This is a genomic window from Microbacterium arborescens (assembly GCF_030369635.1).
Taxonomy (GTDB): domain Bacteria; phylum Actinomycetota; class Actinomycetes; order Actinomycetales; family Microbacteriaceae; genus Microbacterium.
Window position 1 is genome coordinate 3,229,510 of the sequence record NZ_CP128474.1, and the last position, 20,619, is coordinate 3,250,128.

The window sequence follows — 20,619 nt, forward strand, 5'->3', positions numbered from 1 at the left end:
AGACCCGAAGGATGCAGCATGCCCTCGCTTCGTACCCATGCCGAGCCCACCTCGGCCGACGTCGTCGTCATCGGCGCCGGGATCAACGGCCTCGCCATCGCCCGTGAGGCCGCGAGCCGTGGCCTCCACGTCGTCGTCATCGACCGCGACGACATCGCCGCCCGCACCTCGGCGATCTCGACCCGTCTCATCCACGGCGGCCTGAAGTACCTCGAGCGCGTGGAGATCCCGCTTGTGCTCGAATCGATCCGCGAGCGCAACATCCTGCTGCGCACCGCACCGCATCTCGTGCGCCCCTACCCCATGCTCATCCCGTTCTCGCGAGGCGCCTCGCGGCCGGGCTGGCTGCTCTCGTGCGGCCTGCTGCTGCACGACATCCTGTCGTTCGGCAAGAAGCTGCCGCGCAACCGCATCGTCTTCTCGCGGCGCCTGTCGCGCGAGTGGCCGTCGGTCGCTGCGGGCGGCGTGAAGTGGGGTGGCCTGTTCCAGGACGCGCACGTGCCGGTGACCGAGCGCTTCGGCATCGAGCTCGCGATCGATGCGGCCAACCACGGCGCCACGGTGCTCACCCACACCCCCGTCACCGACCTGATCCGCGAGAAGGGACGCATCGCGGGCGTGCGTTACCTCGACCGTGAGGACGGTCGCGAGCGGACGCTGCGCGCCCCGGTCGTCGTCAACTGCGCCGGCCCGTGGGTCGACGCGATCCTCGATCTGCAGGGCGAGCACCCGCGCCGCATCGGCCCGACGAAGGGAAGCCACCTCGTCGTCGACGCGTTCCCCGGCGCGCCCGACACCTGCATCTTCTTCGAGTCACCCGATGACAACAGGCCCATGTTCGTCCTGCCGTGGTGGGACGGAAAGTACATGATCGGCACGACCGATCTGCCCTACGACGGGTCGATCGACGAGATCGTCGTCGACGACGACGAGGTCGACTACCTGCTCCGCGCGGTAAACGACCTCATCCCGGGGGCCGGTCTGCGACGCGACGCCGTGCTGTGGTCGTTCTCGGGAGTGCGCCCGCTTCCTTACGTGGCAGACCTGAGCGACCCGGCCTCGGTCAGCCGCGACAGCGAGATCGTCGTGCACACCGGCGACGCCGCGGGACTGCTCACCGTCATCGGCGGCAAGTACACGACCCACCGGGCCCTGGGCGAGCAGGCGCTGCGGCGCATCGAGACGGCGCTGGGGCTCGGCCACCGCCGCTCCGCGACCCGCACCGCCCGGTTCCCCGGCGCCCCCGCGGGCGATCACGCACGCTTCATCACCGACAGCGTCACCCGAAGCACCCTGCCGGAGCGCAGCGCCCGCCGGCTCGCCGACCTGTACGGAACCCTCAGTCGCCCGATCGAGATGCTGGCGGCATCCGACCCGTCTCTCGCCGAGGTCATCGAAGACGAGAGCGGGGCGATCGCCGCGGAGGTCGTCTACGCCGTCCGCGAGGAGGGCGCCCACACGCTCGAAGACGTGCTCATCCGCCGCACCGCGATCGCGCTGAACAGCGACGTCGGCCTCGGCTGTGCGGCACGTGCCGCCGACGTCCTCGTCGCGCACGGCGACTGGAGTGCCGAGCGCGCGGAAGCCGAGCTGGCGCGATACCGTGAAGCCGCTCGGCGCTTCGCACCCCGAACCCTGCGCCCGGCACCCGCTCAGCCGACGGCCGCCTGAGTGAGAAACGAGGATCGATGAAGATCTGCGTCATCGGCATCGACGTGGGCCTCACGTCTGCCAAAGCAGCGGCGTTCGACGACGCCGGGCGGGAGATCCGCACGGTCTCGGCGCCGAACCCCCGCGTCGCGGTTTCGCGCGAGCGGCAGGAGATCGCGATGGACACGCTGTGGGACGTCGTGGCCGACGTCCTGCGCGACCTGACCGCGTGGCTCGCGGCCGACGGATGGACCGTCACGGCCGTCGGCGCGACCGGTCACGGCAACGGCCTGTACCTCGTCGACGAGCAGCTGCGGCCGGTGCGGCCCGCCATCGCCTCGACCGACAGCCGGGCCGAGCACGTCGTCGCGGCCCTCGATCCTGCGGCGGTCGAGCGGATGCGGCTGCTCACCGGGTCGCTTCCGTGGGCCGCGCAGCCCGGCGTGCTGCTGCGGTGGCTGCTCGACAATGAGCCCGAGTCGCTCGAACGAGCACGCTGGGCACTGACCTGCAAGGACTGGATCACCGCGTGCCTCACCGGCGTCGCGAGCGCCGACACGTCCGACTCGTCGGGGTGCGGACTGGTCAACCTCCGCGAGCGGGAGTACGAGCCCGAGGTCTTCGACATGCTCGGTCTGCCCCGCGAACTCCAGCGCATCCTGCCACCCCTGCACGCGAGCGACGAGGTCGTCGGGACGATCAGCGCCGACGCCGCCGCACGCTCGGGCCTGACCGCGGGTACGCCCGTCGTCGCCGGCTGCATGGACTGCGTCGCGAGCCCGCTCGGCGCAGGCTCCACCGATCTCGGCGACGTGACGGTGATCGTGGGCACCTGGGCGATCAACGCGGTCGTGGTGCCGACGGATGCCGTTCCCCCGCGCGTCACGATCAACGCGCTGCTCCCCGATCCCCGCCTCATGCTGGCCATGGAGGTCGCGCCCACGTCCGCCGCGAGCATCGAGTGGGCGTCCGGGCTGCTCGGCGCCCGCGCGACTCTCCCGTTGACTCCGCGCGACCTCCTCGAAGCCGCGCACGGCGCACCCCCGCTGGCGGACGGGCTGCTCTTCCTGCCCTTCATCCACGGCGCGCCCGAGCATCTCGGCGCCTCCGGCACCTTCGTCGGAATCAAGGGCAGCCACGGCTACCCGCACGTCGCCCGCGCCGTCGCCGAAGGCATCACGCAGTACCACCGCGTGCAGATCGAGAAGGTCGTCGCGACGGGGGCCGTCGTCACCGACGCCCCGTGGACCCTCGCCGGCGGCGGGGCGAAGAACCCCCAGTGGGCGCAGATGTTCGCTGATGTCATCGGTCACGCGATGCGCCGGCAGCTCGGCACCGAGCTGGGCGCGCGCGGCGTCGCCTCGCTCGCGGCACGGGGCGTCGGGGTCGACATGACGCCGTGGGGCGTCGAACCCGACCCCGCGCTCGTCGTGCAACCGGGCATCTGCCGCACCGCGTATCAGCAGCAGGCGGCCCGCTTCGACCGCGTCGTGTCGTCGATGACGAGCGTCTGGGAGGCCTACGCATGACGCCCTCGTCGGGCGTGTCCGACGCCCTCGACGAGATCGTGCGCGTCAGTCGGGCCCTCGGCGGCGATCCCTCGTTCGTCCTCCATGGGGGCGGGAACACGTCGATCACCGCGCGAGGCGAGGACGTCACGGGCGAGCCCGTCGACCTCGTCCTGGTCAAGGGGAGCGGATGGGATCTCGCCACGATCGAGCCGGCAGGATTCGCGCCACTGCGTCGCGACCGCCTCGAGCGCCTGCTGCGCCTGCCGCACCTCGACGACCCGACGATGGTGAACGAGCTGCGCCAGGCCTCGCTCGACGCATCGGCACCGACGGCCTCGATCGAGGCGCTGCTGCACGCGTATCTCCCCGGCCGGGTCGCGCTGCACTCGCATGCCGACGCGATCGTCGCCGTGACCGATCGCGACGTGCCCGACGACGAGATCGCCGCGGCACTGGGCCCGCGGGTCGCCGTTCTGCCGTACGTGATGCCCGGCTTCCCGTTGGCACGCCTCGTGGCCGACACCGACCTCAGCGGCGTGGATGCGCTCGTCCTCCGCAATCACGGCCTGTTCACCTTCGGCGACGACCCCGACGCCGTGCTCGCCCGCCATCGCGAGATCGTCGCCCGCGCGACCGGGCTGTCGGCAATCATCGCACCCGGCGAGAGGGATGCCGGTCAGACGGATGCCGGTGGTCACGATATCCCCCCGCGCGGCACGCTCGAGACAATCGCGGGCCTGCGCGCCGACATCGCGCGCGCCGCCGGACGGCCGATGCTGCTCCGACAGAGCCGGTCGCGCCGTGCCGCCGCGTTCGCCGGCCGCACCGATCTCGACGCGGCCACGACCCGCGGAACCGCGACCCCCGAACACGTCATCTACACCAAGCGGCATCCGCTCGTCGGGCGCGATGTCGCGGCCTACGCGAGCGCGTACCGGGCCTACGTCGAGCGCCACCGGCACCGCCAGCCGGGCCCGATGACGCCGCTGGACCCCGCGCCGCGCGTCGTGTTCGACCCGGAGCTCGGGATGCTGACCGCCGGCGACACCGTGCGGGACGTCAGGGTCGCGGCCGACATCGCGGAGCACACCATCGCCGTCATCGAGGCGGCGGACGCGCTGGGCGGCTACCGGTCGCTCGACGAAGCGCAGAGCTTCGACATCGAGTACTGGTCGCTCGAGCAGGCCAAGCTCGCCGGCCGCCGCCGCGCGCCGCTCGCGGGGGAAGTCGCCATCGTGACGGGCGCCGCCTCCGGAATCGGGCGGGCCGCCGCGGAGCGACTGCTCGCCGATGGCGCCGCCGTGGTCGGGGTCGACCTCGATCCGAGCGTGCCGCACGCATTCTCGGGTGACGCGTGGCGCGGGGTGGTCGGTGACGTCGCCGACGCTGCGGTCATCGAGCGCACCCTCGAAGAGGCGGTCCGCACGTATGGGGGCATCGACATGCTCGTCGTCGCTGCCGGGATCTTCCCCCGCAGTCAGCCGATCGCCGACCTCGACGATGCCGCGTGGGAGCGCGCCGTTCGCGTCAACGCCACCGCGCCCCTGCGCCTGATGCGGGCGGCGCACGCGCACCTCGCGCTGGCGCCCCGGGGCGGGCGCGTGGTGCTCGTGTCGACGAAGAACGTCGCGGCACCGGGCCCCGGCGTCGCGTCGTATTCGGCGAGCAAGACCGCAGCGGCTCAGCTCGCGCGGGTCGCAGCGATCGAGTGGGCCGCTGACGGCATCCGGGTGAACCAGGTCGAGCCCGACGCGGTCTTCGACACGGCGATCTGGACACCCGAGCTGCTCGCGGAGCGCGCGGCCAGCTACGGCCTCAGCGTCGAGGAGTACCGCACACGCAATCTGCTGCGCGTTGAGGTCACGAGCGCGATGGTCGCCGAGGCGGTCGCCGTCTTCTGTGAGCAGCTGCCGGCGACGACCGGCGCGCACCTCAGCGTCGACGGGGGCAACGACCGGGTGATCTGAGGCCGCGCCGTTTTTCGGCCGACCGAACGATTCGCTCGCCCGAAATGCTGTCAATCAGGGCTTTTCGTCATTTTCGACGGCCCGCGACTGGCAAGCTCGAGAGCGGCCGATCTCCGTTCGACGGTGCCCGGGACGATCGCCGGCCATCCCGTCATCCCCGCTTCGAGGAGGAGCCATGTCGCCCTGGGCGCTCTTCATCCTGGCCGTCGGCGTCTCCGCCGATGCGTTCGCCGTAGCTCTCGGAAAGGGACTGCAGTTGCGCGCCCACGTGGTGCGGGGCGCCCTGCTCATCGCAGGCGCCTTCGGCCTCGCGCAGGCGGTGATGCCGCTGATCGGCTGGCTGCTGGGCAGCACGTTCGCCGAGGCGATCGCCCCGTTCGACCACTGGATCGCCTTCGGCCTCCTCGCCGCCATCGGCGCCAAGATGCTGTGGGAGGCGTTCCGTCCCGACGAGGACGACGCGGATGCCGCATCCGGCCTCTCCGCTCGCGAGATCGTGCTGCTCGCCCTCGCGACGAGCATCGACGCCCTCGCCGTCGGCCTGTCGTTCGCATTCCTCGACGTGCCGCTGTGGATCGCGGTCGTCTCGATCGGCCTCGTCACGTTCGCGCTGTCGTTCGTCGCGGTGCTGATCGGCCACCGCATCGGCACGCGCTGGCGCAAGCCCGCCGAGATCATCGGGGGCATCGTGCTCATCGGCATCGGCACCCAGATCCTCATCGAGCACCTCGTCGCCGGCTGACGCGCGGGTCGCGCTCGCGAGCCTCGGAGAATCACGCGAACCTCGGATCTTTGCGCGCGAACAGTCCGAGGTTCGCGACATCCTCCGAAGCACGGATGCCGGGGCGCGTGAGCGCCGGAGCGAGGCGGGTCAGCCCGCGAGCTTCGCCTTCACGTACGCGACCACGGCGTTCGCGTGACCGTGGCCGAGTCCGTGCTCGGTCTTGAGCGACTCGACCACCTGCATGTGCGACATCCCGGTCGAGAGCTGATCGGCTGCGATGTCGAGCCAGTGCTGGATCGGCAGCCCGTGCGTCTTCTCGATGCTCGGGAAGTACGACGCCGGCCCCTTCGGCTTGTTCGCGGGATCGATGTCCGGAGCGGGGACGCGCGACGCACTCATGCGCCGAGGCTACCGCCGACCCGCGCTGCCGCGGGCGAGGAGTTTTTGCGAAGTCTCGTCACGAAACGGGTGGGCGGGCATCTCTTCGGTAGGTCGCGAGACCTGTCCGGCACTCCCCGTCGGGCCCCTGCCGGCCCCCAACCGGTGGGGAACCGTGTAGCGAGAGGGGGAGCGACTTCGGCCGCTCCCCCTCTCGTGACGTCACGCCGACGCGGAACGCGCTCGAGGCCTCTCGTCCGCCAGCGCGCGATGGGCCGCGTTGTAGCCGCACATCCCGTGCACACCCGGCCCCGGCGGAGTGGCCGCCGAGCACAGGTAGACGCCGGGAACCCGGACGTCGTAGGGCGATGCCGCCGCTGCCGGGCCGAGGAGCAGCTGGCCGAGCGTCTTCGCCCCGGTGAGGATGTCGCCGCCGACGAAATTCGCGTTGTCGCGTGCGAGATCGCCTGTCGAGTAGCTGCGTTGCGCCACGATTCGGGAACGGAAACCGGGGGCGTAACGCTCGATCTGGCGGATGATGGCCGCCGTCGCGTCACCCGTGTATCCCTGCGGGACATGGGCGTAGGCGTACACGGGCGCCAGGCGGCCGACGCGGCGTGTCGGGTCGGCGACATCCTGCTGTCCGACGAGCACGAATGGCCGCTCGGGCATGCGGCCGCGCGAGGTCTCGGCCTCGGCCCGTGCGATCTCGGCGGCCGTTCCGCCGACGTGCACCGTTCCGGCGCGCGACACGTCCGGGTTGGTCCAGGGCACCCCGTCTTCGACGACGAAGTCGACCTTGAACGCGCCAGGTCCGCTCGTGAACCGCCGAAGACGGGTTTTACTCCAGCGCGGAAGAGCATCGCCGACGATGCCCTCGACCTGCGTGGGATGTACATCGAGCATCAGGATGTCGTGGGGTGGCAGCTCCGCCCGGCTGCGAACCCGATGCCCGGTGACGAAGGTGACGCCGCGTTCCCGCAGCGAGGCGACGATCGCATCGGTGAGCTTCGAGGTACCCCCGACCACCACGGGCCACCCGACACCGTGAGCGGCGGTGAGAAGCGCGGCCGCCACCGCCCCCGCGAAGGGGCGTGAGAAGGGCTGGAACGAGTGAGCGGCGATCCCGGCGTACAGCGCTGCGGCGGGTTCAGAGGTCAGCAGCCGCGCGATCAGACTCGGCGGCGGAGCTGCGACCATTCCGAACCGGGCGAAGAGAAAGGGATGCCGCGGAATATGGAGCGGCGGTTCGAAGAGTTCCGGGGCGAGGGCATCGAAGCGGCGTGCCGGGGCGCCGAAGAGGCGACCCCACGCGGGTGCGCCGAGGCCGTGCAGGGTCATCTCCACCGATCGGTGCAGCAGTGCGGCGCGGCCGCCCTCGAGCGGATGAGCGACCTCGATCGACGCTTTGCCCCACTGCACATCCGGCGCAAGCTCGGCGATGTAGGGCGAGATGAGCGCGAGCGGATGCACAGCGGCGCAGTGGTCTTGGACGATCCCCGGGATCAGCGGCTCGGCCGCGCGGGCGCCGCCGCCCAGCACATCGTTCGCCTCGTAGACCGTCACGGCGTAGCCGGCCCGGTTGAGGACGTGGGCGGCGGCGAGCCCGTTGGGGCCGCTGCCGACGACGACGGCGGTGCCTTGCGCGACAGCGGCCATGGCTGTGCACCTCTCTGGAAAGTAGGGAAGGTGGGGCGGGGCCCGAAGGCTCCCGCCCCACCCTTGGAATGGTACGAGGGGATTACTCCGCCTCGACCTCCCGGTTCTTGCGGCGTCCGAAGACGGCAGCGAGCACGCCCAGGAGAGTCAGCATCGTTGCACCGATGCCGATACCCATGGCAGCCGCCGTGTCGCCTCCAGTACGCGCGAGCGAGCCGTCGGACTTGCTCGACGCGCTGTTGCTCGACGCCTGAGCGCCGGGGTCGGTGCCGTTGTCGGCCGAGGCCGACGTCTCAGCGCCGGGGTCAACCGAAGCCGAGTTCTCAGCGCCCGGATCGACCGACGCAGACGCCGACGCGTTCACGTTGGTGTTCGGGTCAGCCGAGGAGTCAGCATCAGCCTGGAACTGCACCGAAGCATCCGTCGACGAGTTCGACGTTGCCGCCGCCTTCGCCGCCGACGAGGCGTCAGACTCTGCCGCGACCGACGCGTCAGCGTTGGTCTTGTCAGAGTTATCAGCCTGCGCGGCCGGGCTAGCCGAGACCTGAGCGGCAGCAGACGGGTCCGAAGACACATCAGCCGACGCCGCACTCGACGCATCCGGGTTAGCAGCAGCCTTCGCTGCAGCCTCCGCGTTCGGGGTTGCCGCAGCCGACGCAGCCGACTCAGCATCCGGGGATGCTGCAGCCTGAGCTGCGGCCTGAGCGGACGGGTTGCTGTTGTCATCAGCCTTCGCCGACGCCGACGCAGACGCCGAAGCGTTCACGTTGGTGTTCGGGTCAGCCGAGGAGTCAGCATCAGCCTGGAACTGCACCGAAGCATCCGTCGACGAGTTCGACGTTGCCGCCGCCTTCGCCGCCGACGAGGCGTCAGACTCTGCCGCGACCGACGCGTCAGCGTTGGTCTTGTCAGAGTTATCAGCCTGCGCGGCCGGGCTAGCCGAGACCTGAGCGGCAGCAGACGGGTCCGAAGACACATCAGCCGACGCCGCACTCGACGCATCCGGGTTAGCAGCAGCCTTCGCTGCAGCCTCCGCGTTCGGGGTTGCCGCAGCCGACGCAGCCGACTCAGCATCCGGGGATGCTGCAGCCTGAGCTGCGGCCTGAGCGGACGGGTTGCTGTTGTCATCAGCCTTCGCCGACGCCGACGCAGACGCCGAAGCGTTCACGTTGGTGTTCGGGTCAGCCGAGGAGTCAGCATCAGCCTGGAACTGCACCGAAGCATCCGTCGACGAGTTCGACGTTGCCGCCGCCTTCGCCGCCGACGAGGCGTCAGACTCTGCCGCGACCGACGCGTCAGCGTTGGTCTTGTCAGAGTTATCAGCCTGCGCGGCCGGGCTAGCCGAGACCTGAGCGGCAGCAGACGGGTCCGAAGACACATCAGCCGACGCCGCACTCGACGCATCCGGGTTAGCAGCAGCCTTCGCTGCAGCCTCCGCGTTCGGGGTTGCCGCAGCCGACGCAGCCGACTCAGCATCCGGGGATGCTGCAGCCTGAGCTGCGGCCTGAGCGGACGGGTTGCTGTTGTCATCAGCCTTCGCCGAAGCCGACGCAGACGCCGAAGCGTTCACGTTGGTGTTCGGGTCAGCCGAGGAGTCAGCATCAGCCTGGAACTGCACCGAAGCATCCGTCGACGAGTTCGACGTTGCCGCCGCCTTCGCCGCCGACGAGGCGTCAGACTCTGCCGCGACCGACGCGTCAGCGTTGGTCTTGTCAGAGTTATCAGCCTGCGCGGCCGGGCTAGCCGAGACCTGAGCGGCAGCAGACGGGTCCGAAGACACATCAGCCGACGCAGCACTCGACGCATCCGGGTTAGCCGCAGCCTTCGCTGCAGCCTCCGCGTTCGGGGTTGCCGCAGCAGAGGCAGCCGACTCAGCATCCGGGGATGCTGCAGCCTGAGCTGCGGCCTGAGCGGACGGGTTGCTGTTGTCATCAGCCTTCGCCGAAGCCGACGCAGACGCCGACGCGTTCACGTTGGTGTTCGGGTCAGCCGAGGAGTCAGCATCAGCCTGGAACTGCACCGAAGCATCCGTCGACGAGTTCGACGTTGCCGCCGCCTTCGCCGCCGACGAGGCGTCAGACTCTGCCGCGACCGACGCGTCAGCGTTGGTCTTGTCAGAGTTATCAGCCTGCGCGGCCGGGCTAGCCGAGACCTGAGCGGCAGCAGACGGGTCCGAAGACACATCAGCCGACGCCGCACTCGACGCATCCGGGTTAGCAGCAGCCTTCGCTGCAGCCTCCGCGTTCGGGGTTGCCGCAGCCGACGCAGCCGACTCAGCATCCGGGGATGCTGCAGCCTGAGCTGCGGCCTGAGCGGACGGGTTGCTGTTGTCATCAGCCTTCGCCGACGCCGACGCAGACGCCGAAGCGTTCACGTTGGTGTTCGGGTCAGCCGAGGAGTCAGCATCAGCCTGGAACTGCACCGAAGCATCCGTCGACGAGTTCGACGTTGCCGCCGCCTTCGCCGCCGACGAGGCGTCAGACTCTGCCGCGACCGACGCGTCAGCGTTGGTCTTGTCAGAGTTATCAGCCTGCGCGGCCGGGCTAGCCGAGACCTGAGCGGCAGCAGACGGGTCCGAAGACACATCAGCCGACGCCGCACTCGACGCATCCGGGTTAGCCGCAGCCTGAGCTGCAGCCTCCGCGTTCGGGGTTGCCGCAGCCGACGCAGCCGACTCAGCATCCGGGGATGCTGCAGCCTGAGCTGCGGCCTGAGCGGACGGGTTGCTGTTGTCATCAGCCTTCGCCGACGCCGACGCAGACGCCGAAGCGTTCACGTTGGTGTTCGGGTCAGCCGAGGAGTCAGCATCAGCCTGGAACTGCACCGAAGCATCCGTCGACGAGTTCGACGTTGCCGCCGCCTTCGCCGCCGACGAGGCGTCAGACTCTGCCGCGACCGACGCGTCAGCGTTGGTCTTGTCAGAGTTATCAGCCTGCGCGGCCGGGCTAGCCGAGACCTGAGCGGCAGCAGACGGGTCCGAAGACACATCAGCCGACGCAGCACTCGACGCATCCGGGTTAGCCGCAGCCTTCGCTGCAGCCTCCGCGTTCGGGGTTGCCGCAGCCGACGCAGCCGACTCAGCATCCGGGGATGCTGCAGCCTGAGCTGCGGCCTGAGCGGACGGGTTGCTGTTGTCATCAGCCTTCGCCGAAGCCGACGCAGACGCCGACGCGTTCACGTTGGTGTTCGGGTCAGCCGAGGAGTCAGCATCAGCCTGGAACTGCACCGAAGCATCCGTCGACGAGTTCGACGTTGCCGCCGCCTTCGCCGCCGACGAGGCGTCAGACTCTGCCGCGACCGACGCGTCAGCGTTGGTCTTGTCAGAGTTATCAGCCTGCGCGGCCGGGCTAGCCGAGACCTGAGCGGCAGCAGACGGGTCCGAAGACACATCAGCCGACGCCGCACTCGACGCATCCGGGTTAGCAGCAGCCTTCGCTGCAGCCTCCGCGTTCGGGGTTGCCGCAGCCGACGCAGCCGACTCAGCATCCGGGGATGCTGCAGCCTGAGCTGCGGCCTGAGCGGACGGGTTGCTGTTGTCATCAGCCTTCGCCGAAGCCGACGCAGACGCCGAAGCGTTCACGTTGGTGTTCGGGTCAGCCGAGGAGTCAGCATCAGCCTGGAACTGCACCGAAGCATCCGTCGACGAGTTCGACGTTGCCGCCGCCTTCGCCGCCGACGAGGCGTCAGACTCTGCCGCGACCGACGCGTCAGCGTTGGTCTTGTCAGAGTTATCAGCCTGCGCGGCCGGGCTAGCCGAGACCTGAGCGGCAGCAGACGGGTCCGAAGACACATCAGCCGACGCCGCACTCGACGCATCCGGGTTAGCAGCAGCCTTCGCTGCAGCCTCCGCGTTCGGGGTTGCCGCAGCCGACGCAGCCGACTCAGCATCCGGGGTCGCTGCAGCCTGAGCTGCGGCCTGAGCGGACGGGTTGCTGTTGTCATCAGCCTTCGCCGAAGCCGACGCAGACGCCGACGCGTTCGCATTGGCCTGGAACTCCGACGACGCATCCGTCGACGAGTTCGACGTCGCCGACGCCTTCGCCGCACTGGATGCATCAGCGTTCACCGACGCCGAAGCATCAGCGTTCACCTTGTCCGAGTTATCCGCGTTCGCAGCCGGGCTCGCCGAGACCTGCGCGGCAGCAGACGGGTCCGAAGACACATCAGCCGACGCCGCACTCGACGCATCCGGGTTAGCCGCAGCCTTCGCTGCCGCTTCCGCGTTCGGGGTTGCCGCAGCCGACGCAGCCGACTCAGCATCCGGGGTCGCTGCAGCCTGAGCCGCCGCCTGAGCGGACGGGTTGCTGTTGTCATCAGCCTTCGCCGAAGCCGACGCAGACGCAGACGCGTTCGCATTGGCCTGGAACTCCGACGACGCATCCGTCGACGAGTTCGACGTCGCCGACGCCTTCGCCGCACTGGATGCATCAGCGTTCACCGACGCCGAAGCATCAGCGTTCACCTTGTCCGAGTTATCCGCGTTCGCAGCCGGGCTAGCCGAGACCTGCGCGGCAGCAGACGGGTCCGAAGACACATCAGCCGACGCCGCACTCGACGCATCCGGGTTAGCCGCAGCCTGAGCTGCAGCCTCCGCGTTCGGGGTCGCCGCAGCCGACGCAGCCGACTCAGCATCCGGGGTCGCTGCAGCCTGAGCCGCCGCCTGAGCGGACGGGTTGCTGTTGTCATCAGCCTTCGCCGAAGCCGACGCAGACGCCGACGCGTTCGCATTGGCCTGGAACTCCGACGACGCATCCGTCGACGAGTTCGACGTCGCCGACGCCTTCGCCGCACTGGATGCATCAGCGTTCACCGACGCCGAAGCATCAGCGTTCACCTTGTCCGAGTTATCCGCGTTCGCAGCCGGGCTCGCCGAGACCTGCGCGGCAGCAGACGGGTCCGAAGACACATCAGCCGACGCCGCACTCGACGCATCCGGGTTAGCCGCAGCCTTCGCTGCCGCTTCCGCGTTCGGGGTTGCCGCAGCAGAGGCAGCCGACTCAGCATCCGGGGATGCTGCAGCCTGAGCCGCCGCCTGAGCGGACGGGTTGCTGTTGTCATCAGCCTTCGCCGAAGCCGACGCAGACGCAGACGCGTTCACGTTGCTCTGGGGCTCCTCGACCGGGGTCTTCGTCGAATCCTCGGGCGACTCGACGTTGCCGGGCTCGCCGGGCTGTCCCGGGGGCACGTTGCCCGTCGCGAGCGCGGTGTTCTCCACCGAACCCTTCTTCGCGTCGTCGGCAGTGATCACGTACGGCTCGGTCGACTCGCACTCAGCCGACTGGCCGGGCGCGAGAGCGATCGGGTCGCAGCTGACGCCGACGCCGGCGTTCTGCAGGAACTCGTCGCGGATCGCAATGTTCTCGATGTTCGCGATTCCGGTGTTGGTGACCTTGAACCGCCAGAAGATCTGGTCGCCCGGGTCGGTGATGCCGTTGTTATTCGTGTCGACGACCTTCGAGACCTCCTTGTCGAGGTTCAGACGTGCGGTCACAACCCGCGCACAGTCGGTGGAGGACGTGTTGTTCCCGTAGTCGGGGTCATCCTCCATGCCCACCAGCTCGGCCGTGTTCGTCACACAGCCGCTGATGTCGTTCGCGGCCGTGACGCGGACGCGGAAATCGATCTTCTCGCCGGCTCCGACCTCACCGCCGTTGATGAGCAGAGTCTCCCGGCCGTCTGCGCCCGTCTGGGTGGTCAGCGTGACACCCGGGCTGTCGACCAGGATCGCGTTGCTCAGCCCCGCGGGGAGCACGTCCTTGAGGAACCAGCCTCCCGACGGGGAACTGCCGACGTTGCTCACCGTGAACGAGTACTCGAACGACTCACCGGGCATGAACTCCACCGGGCCGGTCTTCTTCAGCGCGATGTCAGCCGGGTCACCGAAGTTGTAGGCCCCATCGTTGTCGATAGTGGAGTTCGCCGTCCCCACGCCTATCACTTCAGCGACCTGTGAGCCGGCGACACGTACATGCACGACCCTGCCGGAGGCGTTGTCGACAAACCCGAGCAACCCGGATCCCGTCACCCAGGCAGCACCGTAGTTAGTCGTCCCGCCCGTCCGGAGTCCCGGCGCGTCGATCCTCGTCACAGTGTTGCTGGATACGTCATAGCGCAGCAGGTACCCACCCGAACTCGCCGACCAGAAGTAGCCGTCCGCGTAGACAAGATCGTTCGGGCTGTCGTTTCGCACAGTCCCCGAGAAGGTGTGGGTCTCCTGCGCACCCGTTGCGAGGTCGATCGAGGCGATGACCGTTCCACCGGTCGAGTAGAACCACAACTTCCCGTCGTGGTATTCCATGCCCGACCAGCCCGTCACATTCGGTGCGACGGGTCCGGTCAGCCCGGCCACTCGGGTCGCCACACCACCCTGACCGATGCGATAGAGCGGGTCGCGCACCGCGGTGCCCGGGTAGAGCGTCGCATAGATGAAGCCGTCATCCGGGTTGAAAGCCATCGTCGACAGGTCGCCCGGCTGGACGGAACCCAATCGGTCGAAGCTGTACTGTCCCGATGTCGGCGAGTATTTGACGTCAAAGAGCGAACCGGCAGATGTCCGGTTCGATTGCAGGAGCCATACCTGAGTCTTGTCGGTGGGCCACGGGTCACCCGCAGCCGCATTGGCCGCGGTCGCCGCACCCATCACGGCGAGGCTGATGACAGCCGCCCCCGCGCCGACCGTCAGCGCTCTGCGCTTCCAACGCCCCGGCGGGCGTGCATGTTGCTCATTCGTCATTCTGAGCGTTCTCCTTTGTTATCGGAAGTACCGGTGTCCCGGTGCTCTTCCCCCAATACGCCGACCGGCCGAGCCGGACGGCGGTCACCGCGAGCCCGCTCCCACGAGCTGCGCGGAGTCTGTGTGGTCCTGGGCTTCGGCCGCGGAGGGATCGACGTCCTCGGTCGTGGCAGGCATGCGCTGAACCTGGAGTTCTCCCCCTCCGGGACTCGATGCGGCCGCACGCCACTTCTCCGTGAATGTCTGAGCGATTCCCGCCCAAGACCGGTCGCGGATGAAGATCGCATCGATCGCGACCATCGTCAGCGAGAACCAGGGCAGGCCCATGAGCACGGCGATTCCGATGTGGAAGCCGAGCATTCCGAACAGCGCGATCAGTCGGGTCGGGCGCGTCAGCAGCATGAACGGGAATCCCGCCTGCAGGAACAGCGTGCCGAGTGTCAGGAAGGCGACAGCCGGCCCCCAGGCCATGAAGAAGTCCGACAACGCGGGCCAGGTGCCGAAACGCGCCGTCTCGAGCGGGTGATAGATCGCCCAGCCCTCACGCCAGGGTGCGCCGCCGGCCTTGAACAGGGCGCCCGAGGTGTACACGAAGATGACCTGTGCGGCCAGAGCGACGAGCGTGAGGTTGTGCGCGACGATGCCGATCTGACGCGGCGCGGATCCATCGCGGAACCACTCGCCCTTGCGTGCCCGACGGCGAGCGTCGAGCGACCACCGCGCGGCAGGGTCAGCGAAGAAGAGCAGGATCATCGCGATGCGGAACATGTTGTCGCCCTGGTCGCCGACCATGTCGTTGGCCTCGATGAAACCGACCCAGAGGCAGAAGAACACCGGAAGCACGACGCGGAATCGCCAGCCGAGGATGAACAGGATGCTCAGGCCGATCAGCGCGACGTAGAGCGTGGAGTAGGCCAGGTCGTTGCCCATGGCGTTGTGGAATGACGAGAAGAGCCAGATTCTCGGAAAGTCGCTGAGCGGGTCCGCCATCTCGCGGTTCCAGGCGGAGCCCGAGCCGAACGAGTAGTAGCGGGTGTTGAAGTTCGTCAGCAGCAGTCCGAGTCCGGTGAGGCCGAACAGGATGCGGGTCACGGCCAGGCCGTAGAGCGCCTTCTTCGAGTCATGAAGCCAGTGGTTCGCGGCCGAGAACGTGCGGGTCGCGGCGACAGTCGTGGTCTGTGCGAACTGCGCGATGAGCGAGCCGACGAAGGTGAGGATGCGGGGCGTCGCCGTAGCGTTCGAGTCGGTGGTGCTCATCGGTTCAGGCCCTTCAGGTAGGTCTCGTACTGCGACCGGAACACCTCGGCGAAGCGGTCTTCGTTCTGTCCCGGCTCGGTGAACACCTCGCGCCAGCCCGGGCGGATGACGGTCGGGTCGGGGCGCTGAGCGTTCGGGTTGTTGCGCTCGGCGAACGGCACGACGTTCTGGCGGCTCACGCGGAACTGAACCGCGGTGACGTCGTCTCCCCAGATCGCGTGGGCGACCTGGGTCGCATAAGCGGTCGCCATGCGGTCGTCGCCGACGTAGGCGTCGGGATCGACCTCGTCGTCAGCACTCTCGAGCTCGGCCGACAGCGTCGACAGCCACTCGTCACCCATGTGGTTCTCGAGGGTCAGCGCGCGCTGGCTCTCGGACAGCCCGTCCCACGACTTCTTGAAGTTGCTCGCGAGTTCCTCGGCCTGGATGCCGGCCCGCGGCGGGAACAGGTTGTTCTTCACCATGGAGAGCTCGACATCGGTCGCGCTCACCCAGCCGGTCTCGGACTCGTTACCCGCGTCATCTGTCACGAGGGCGCGAACGTTGAAGTGATAGTCGCCGTTGATCGGCTCGGGCGCGAACACACTCCACGACTGACCGAACAGCGGCAGCATGTACGAGCTGAGCGCGTTCTCGGGAGGGAGCTGGCGCAGCGCCGAGGGCGGATAGATCCACAAGAACGAGGCGAAGACGTGCCACGCCGTCAACAGCACCAGTGCCGTCGAGACGATGCGCACCGTCCATCGTGTCGACGCCTTGGCGTCTCCGTCGTTTCTCGCGGGCGTCGGCCTCCACCGCGCCGATGGCATTGTCCTGGTCATTTCTCTCCCCGTGTACGTGGTCTCGGGGGCGCCCGTGAATGCGCCCTGACTTCGAGACCGCTGCGACGACGGATCGTGACGCGGAATGCGGGAAGTTTTTCGTCAGCACGGCGCGGGGCATCCGTGATCGCGGTTTCGGCGTCACGATCCGGGCGCGACGACGTGCCCCCCATGGGTCGACAGCTACCGCTTCGTCATCGACGAGCGGTACCGGACCTCACCCCGCGGGGATTCCCTCCCACGCCGAAGGGGGGAGCGTGATCACGCTCCCCCCTTCGCAGGTCTCCGACGACGTACCGGCGGAATCAGTCCAGCAGCAGTGCGGGTTCCTCCAAGACGGATGCCACGTCGGCGATGAACCGGCTCATGCCGTCACCGTCCACGACACGGTGGTCGAACGAGCCCGACACGGTCGTGACGAAGCGAGGACGCACCTCGCCGTCGACGACCCACGGCTTCTGCCGGATGGTTCCCATCGCGACGATCCCCGACTCGCCGGGGTTGATGATCGGGGTGCCGGCATCCATGCCGAACACGCCGATGTTCGTGATCGTGATGGTGCCGCCCTGCTGCTCGGCGGGGGAGGTCTTCCCCTCGCGCGCGGTGAGCGTCAGCTTCTCGAGCGCGCGGGCGAGGCCGCGCATGTTCAGGTCTTGGGCGTCCTTGATGTTCGGCACGAGCAGGCCTCGCGGAGTCGCCGCCGCGATGCCGAGGTTGACGTAGTGACGCACCCGGATCTCAGCGCCGTTCTCGGTCTCGACCCACGCCGCGTTCACCATGGGCGTGCGGCGCACCGCCCACACGACGGCACGCGCCATGATCAGCAGCGGTGAGACCTTGATGTCGGCGAAGTCGGGCGACGCCTTCATCCGCTTGACGAGTTCCATCGTGCGCGTCGCGTCGACGTCGGTCCACACCGATACGTGCGGCGCGGTGTGCGCGGAGTCGACCATGTGCTTGGCCGTGACCTTGCGCACGCCCTTGACCGGGATCGTCTCCTCGCGGTCGTCAACCGGCCCGGCCGACACGACCGCCGGCGGAACCGGGATGGTCTGCTCGCGCACCTCGGGTCGGGCAGGCGTCTGCAGGTTGCGGAAGACGGATGCCTGCGACGCATGGTTGACGACATCCTCGCGGGTCACCTCGCCCGCGGCTCCTGTCGGCGTGACCGACGCGAGATCGACGCCGAGGTCGCGCGCGAGCTTGCGGATCGGGGGCTTCGCGACGACGCCCACAGCGGCACGGGCCGGCGGCTCAGCCGGCTTGCGGCGACGCGACTGCACCTGACCGGCTCCGCCGTACCCGACGAGGACCGAACCGTTCTCTTCCGCTGCATCACCGGCGGCGGCCGGCTTCTCGGCAGGGGTCTCGCCATGCTCGGAGTTGCCGCTCGCGGCATCCGCTCCCCCGGCCGCGCCCGCGATCGTGATGATCGCGGCCCCCACCTCGACAGTGGTGCCTTCGTCGACGAGCAGCTCGCCGACCGTGCCCGAGAACGGCGACGGCAGTTCGACGAGCGACTTGGCGGTCTCGATCTCGACGAGGACGTCGTTGACCGCGACCTCGTCGCCGGCGGCCACGCGCCACTGCACGATCTCGGCCTCGGTGAGGCCTTCGCCGACGTCCGGCAGATGGAAGGTCTGGGTGCTCATGAGGGAATCCTCTCGCAGGCGCGTCGGGTGGTCAGTAGGCGAGGGCGCGGTCGACGGCCTCGAGGATGCGGTCGGCGTCGGGGAGGTACGCGCCCTCGAGCTTCGCCGCCGGGAACGGGACATCGAAGCCCGACACCCGCAGCACGGGAGCCTCGAGCGAGAAGAACGCCTGCTCGGTCACCGTCGCGGCGATCTCGGAGCCCAGCGATGTGAAGCCGGGGGCCTCCTGGCCGTAGACCATGCGTCCGGTGCGCCGCACCGAGTCGAGGATCGGGCCGTAATCGACGGGCGACAGCGAGCGCAGGTCGACGACCTCGCACGACACGCCCTCGCTCTCGGCGAGCGCGGCAGCCTGCAACAGCACCGTCACCATCGCACCGTGGCCCACGAGCGTGACGTCGGTTCCGCGGCGGACCACGCGCGAGGCGTGCAGCGGCAGTGCCCGCGCGGCGAGATCGACCTCGCCCTTGGTCCAGTAGCGCGACTTCGGCTCGAGGAAGACGATCGGGTCGTTCGAGGAGATGGCGTCCTGGATCATCCAGTACGCGTCGTTCGGCGTCGAGGGCGACACGACCCGCAGACCCGGGGTGTGCGTGAAGTACGCCTCCGGGCTCTCCTGGTGGTGCTCGACGGCGCCGATGTGCCCGCCGTAGGGAATCCGGATGACGACGGGGAACGACATCCGCCCATCGTGCCGGTTCGTGAGCTTCGCGAGCTGCGTCGTGATCTGGTCGAAGGCGGGGAAGACGAATCCGTCGAACTGGATCTCGCACACCGGCCGGAAGCCGGCCATCGCGAGTCCGATCGCGGTTCCGACGATGCCCGACTCGGCGAGGGGCGTGTCGAGTACGCGTCGGTCGCCGAACTCGGCCTGCAGCCCCTCGGTGACGCGGAACACGCCCCCGAGGCGGCCGATGTCCTCGCCCATCATCAGCACGTGGTCATCGGCCTGCATCGCGGCGCGCATGCCCGCGTTGAGCGCCTTGCTGAACGGCAGCGTCTCGACGCTCATGCGCGTCCCTCCTCGAAGGATGCCTCGTAGTCGGCGAGCCACTTCCGCTGCCGATCGACGAGAGGGTGCTGCTCGCTGTAGACGTGAGCGAACATGCTGTCGGCCTCGGGAGCGGTGAGCTGGTTCGTGCGGACCCGGACGTCGTCGGCATAGGCCGCAGCCTCGGCATCCACGTCGTCGAAGAAGGATGCGGCGGCGCCGCGGCTCTCGAGATAGGCGCGCATACGGGCGATCGGGTCGCGCCGCGCCCAGAAGGCCTCTTCGTCGCTCGTGCGGTACTTCGTCGGGTCGTCGCTCGTCGTGTGCGCACCCATGCGGTAGGTCAGCGCCTCGATCGCACGGGGCCCCTCACCGGAGCGGGCCTCGTCGAGGGCGAGCTTGGTGACGGCATAGCTGGCGAGCACATCGTTGCCGTCGACACGGATCGACGGCATCCCATAGCCGGCGCCGCGGCGCACGAGCGGGACCTTGGACTGCGTCGAGACCGGCACCGAGATCGCCCAGTGGTTGTTCTGCAGGAAGAAGACCTGCGGGGTGTTGTAGCTCGTGGCGAAGACCATCGCCTCGTGCACGTCGCCCTGGCTCGAGGCGCCGTCGCCGTAGTAGACGATGACCGCTTCGTCGCGCTCGGGGTCGCCCGTGCCGGTGCGCCCGTCGAAGACCATCCCCATGCCGTAGCCCGAGGCGTGCAGCGTCTGCGAGCCGAGCACGAGCGTGTAGATGTGGGTGTTGCCGTTGCGGGGGTCGGTCGGGTCCCACCCGCCGTGGGTGAGGCCGCGCATGAGCCGGATGATGTCGATCGGGTCGACGCCGCGGATCGTGCAGACCACATGCTCGCGGTACGACGGGAAGAGGTGGTCCTGGGGCCGGGTCGCCCGCGCGGAACCGACCTGAGCGGCCTCCTGGCCGAACGACGGAGGCCAGAGCGCGAGCTGCCCCTGACGCTGCAGGTTCGTGGCCTGGCGGTCGAAGGCCCGCACCGTCACCATGTCGCGGTAGAACGTCTCGAGCTCCGTGTCGGCGAGCGCCTCGATCACCGGCAAGTAGCGTTCGGCTTCGGGCGACGGGTCGAGTGAGCCGTCGGCCGCGAGGACGCGGACGAGAGCGGGATCGAGTTCAGCTTCGTCGGTCACCCTCCCACGCTAACGCCCCCGGTATGACCCGATCTGCATGCGGTCGACAACGGATGCCGCGATTCGCGGTCGACACGGCACAACCCGGGGTGGGTTGGTGGGGGGCGGGGTGGGCGTGGCGC

Annotated in this window: 12 protein-coding genes; 4 read left to right on the forward strand and 8 right to left on the reverse strand. The window is 68.9% G+C overall.

What is annotated here, in order from left to right; all coding sequences use genetic code 11:
- The first annotated feature begins 18 nt into the window (after positions 1–18).
- From QUC20_RS15315 to QUC20_RS15330, 4 genes are all read left to right on the forward strand, one after another.
- Positions 19–1,671 (forward strand): glycerol-3-phosphate dehydrogenase/oxidase, encoded by a 1,653-nt coding sequence (locus tag QUC20_RS15315; protein WP_289330436.1) that lies wholly within the window; start codon positions 19–21, stop codon positions 1,669–1,671.
- A 17-nt stretch (positions 1,672–1,688) separates the two neighbouring features.
- Positions 1,689–3,179 carry an FGGY-family carbohydrate kinase gene (locus QUC20_RS15320; RefSeq protein ID WP_289330437.1) on the forward strand — a complete coding sequence of 497 codons (1,491 nt, stop codon included), beginning with the start codon at positions 1,689–1,691 and terminating at the stop codon, positions 3,177–3,179.
- Positions 3,176–5,128, forward strand: coding sequence for an SDR family NAD(P)-dependent oxidoreductase (locus tag QUC20_RS15325; protein WP_289330438.1), 1,953 nt, complete (start codon positions 3,176–3,178; stop codon positions 5,126–5,128). The genes QUC20_RS15320 and QUC20_RS15325 overlap by 4 nt, the downstream gene beginning before the upstream one ends.
- Before the next feature lie 175 nt (positions 5,129–5,303).
- Positions 5,304–5,870, forward strand: coding sequence for a manganese efflux pump MntP (locus tag QUC20_RS15330; RefSeq protein WP_064955859.1), 567 nt, complete (start codon positions 5,304–5,306; stop codon positions 5,868–5,870).
- Between the two features lie 129 nt (positions 5,871–5,999).
- Here QUC20_RS15330 and QUC20_RS15335 read toward each other — a convergent pair whose 3' ends face one another.
- From QUC20_RS15335 to QUC20_RS15370, 8 genes are all read right to left on the reverse strand, one after another.
- Positions 6,000–6,251 carry a DUF4287 domain-containing protein gene (locus QUC20_RS15335; protein ID WP_289330439.1) on the reverse strand — a complete coding sequence of 84 codons (252 nt, stop codon included), beginning with the start codon at positions 6,249–6,251 and terminating at the stop codon, positions 6,000–6,002.
- A 201-nt stretch (positions 6,252–6,452) separates the two neighbouring features.
- Positions 6,453–7,889, reverse strand: a complete 1,437-nt coding sequence (locus QUC20_RS15340) for a phytoene desaturase family protein (protein ID WP_289330440.1) — start codon at positions 7,887–7,889, stop codon at positions 6,453–6,455.
- Between the two features lie 82 nt (positions 7,890–7,971).
- Positions 7,972–14,622 (reverse strand): hypothetical protein, encoded by a 6,651-nt coding sequence (locus QUC20_RS15345; protein ID WP_289330441.1) that lies wholly within the window; start codon positions 14,620–14,622, stop codon positions 7,972–7,974.
- A gap of 84 nt (positions 14,623–14,706) precedes the next feature.
- Positions 14,707–15,879, reverse strand: coding sequence for an HTTM domain-containing protein (locus QUC20_RS15350; RefSeq protein WP_289330442.1), 1,173 nt, complete (start codon positions 15,877–15,879; stop codon positions 14,707–14,709).
- Positions 15,876–16,616, reverse strand: coding sequence for a DUF5819 family protein (locus QUC20_RS15355; protein WP_289330443.1), 741 nt, complete (start codon positions 16,614–16,616; stop codon positions 15,876–15,878). The genes QUC20_RS15350 and QUC20_RS15355 overlap by 4 nt, the downstream gene beginning before the upstream one ends.
- Before the next feature lie 389 nt (positions 16,617–17,005).
- Positions 17,006–18,352 carry a dihydrolipoamide acetyltransferase family protein gene (locus tag QUC20_RS15360; RefSeq protein ID WP_289330444.1) on the reverse strand — a complete coding sequence of 449 codons (1,347 nt, stop codon included), beginning with the start codon at positions 18,350–18,352 and terminating at the stop codon, positions 17,006–17,008.
- Positions 18,353–18,383: 31 nt separating this feature from the next.
- Complete coding sequence (locus QUC20_RS15365) at positions 18,384–19,364, reverse strand: alpha-ketoacid dehydrogenase subunit beta (protein WP_289330445.1); 981 nt, start codon at positions 19,362–19,364, stop codon at positions 18,384–18,386.
- Positions 19,361–20,497 carry a thiamine pyrophosphate-dependent dehydrogenase E1 component subunit alpha gene (locus QUC20_RS15370; RefSeq protein WP_289330446.1) on the reverse strand — a complete coding sequence of 379 codons (1,137 nt, stop codon included), beginning with the start codon at positions 20,495–20,497 and terminating at the stop codon, positions 19,361–19,363. Before QUC20_RS15370 ends, QUC20_RS15365 begins: the two co-directional genes overlap by 4 nt.
- Positions 20,498–20,619 lie beyond the last annotated feature (122 nt).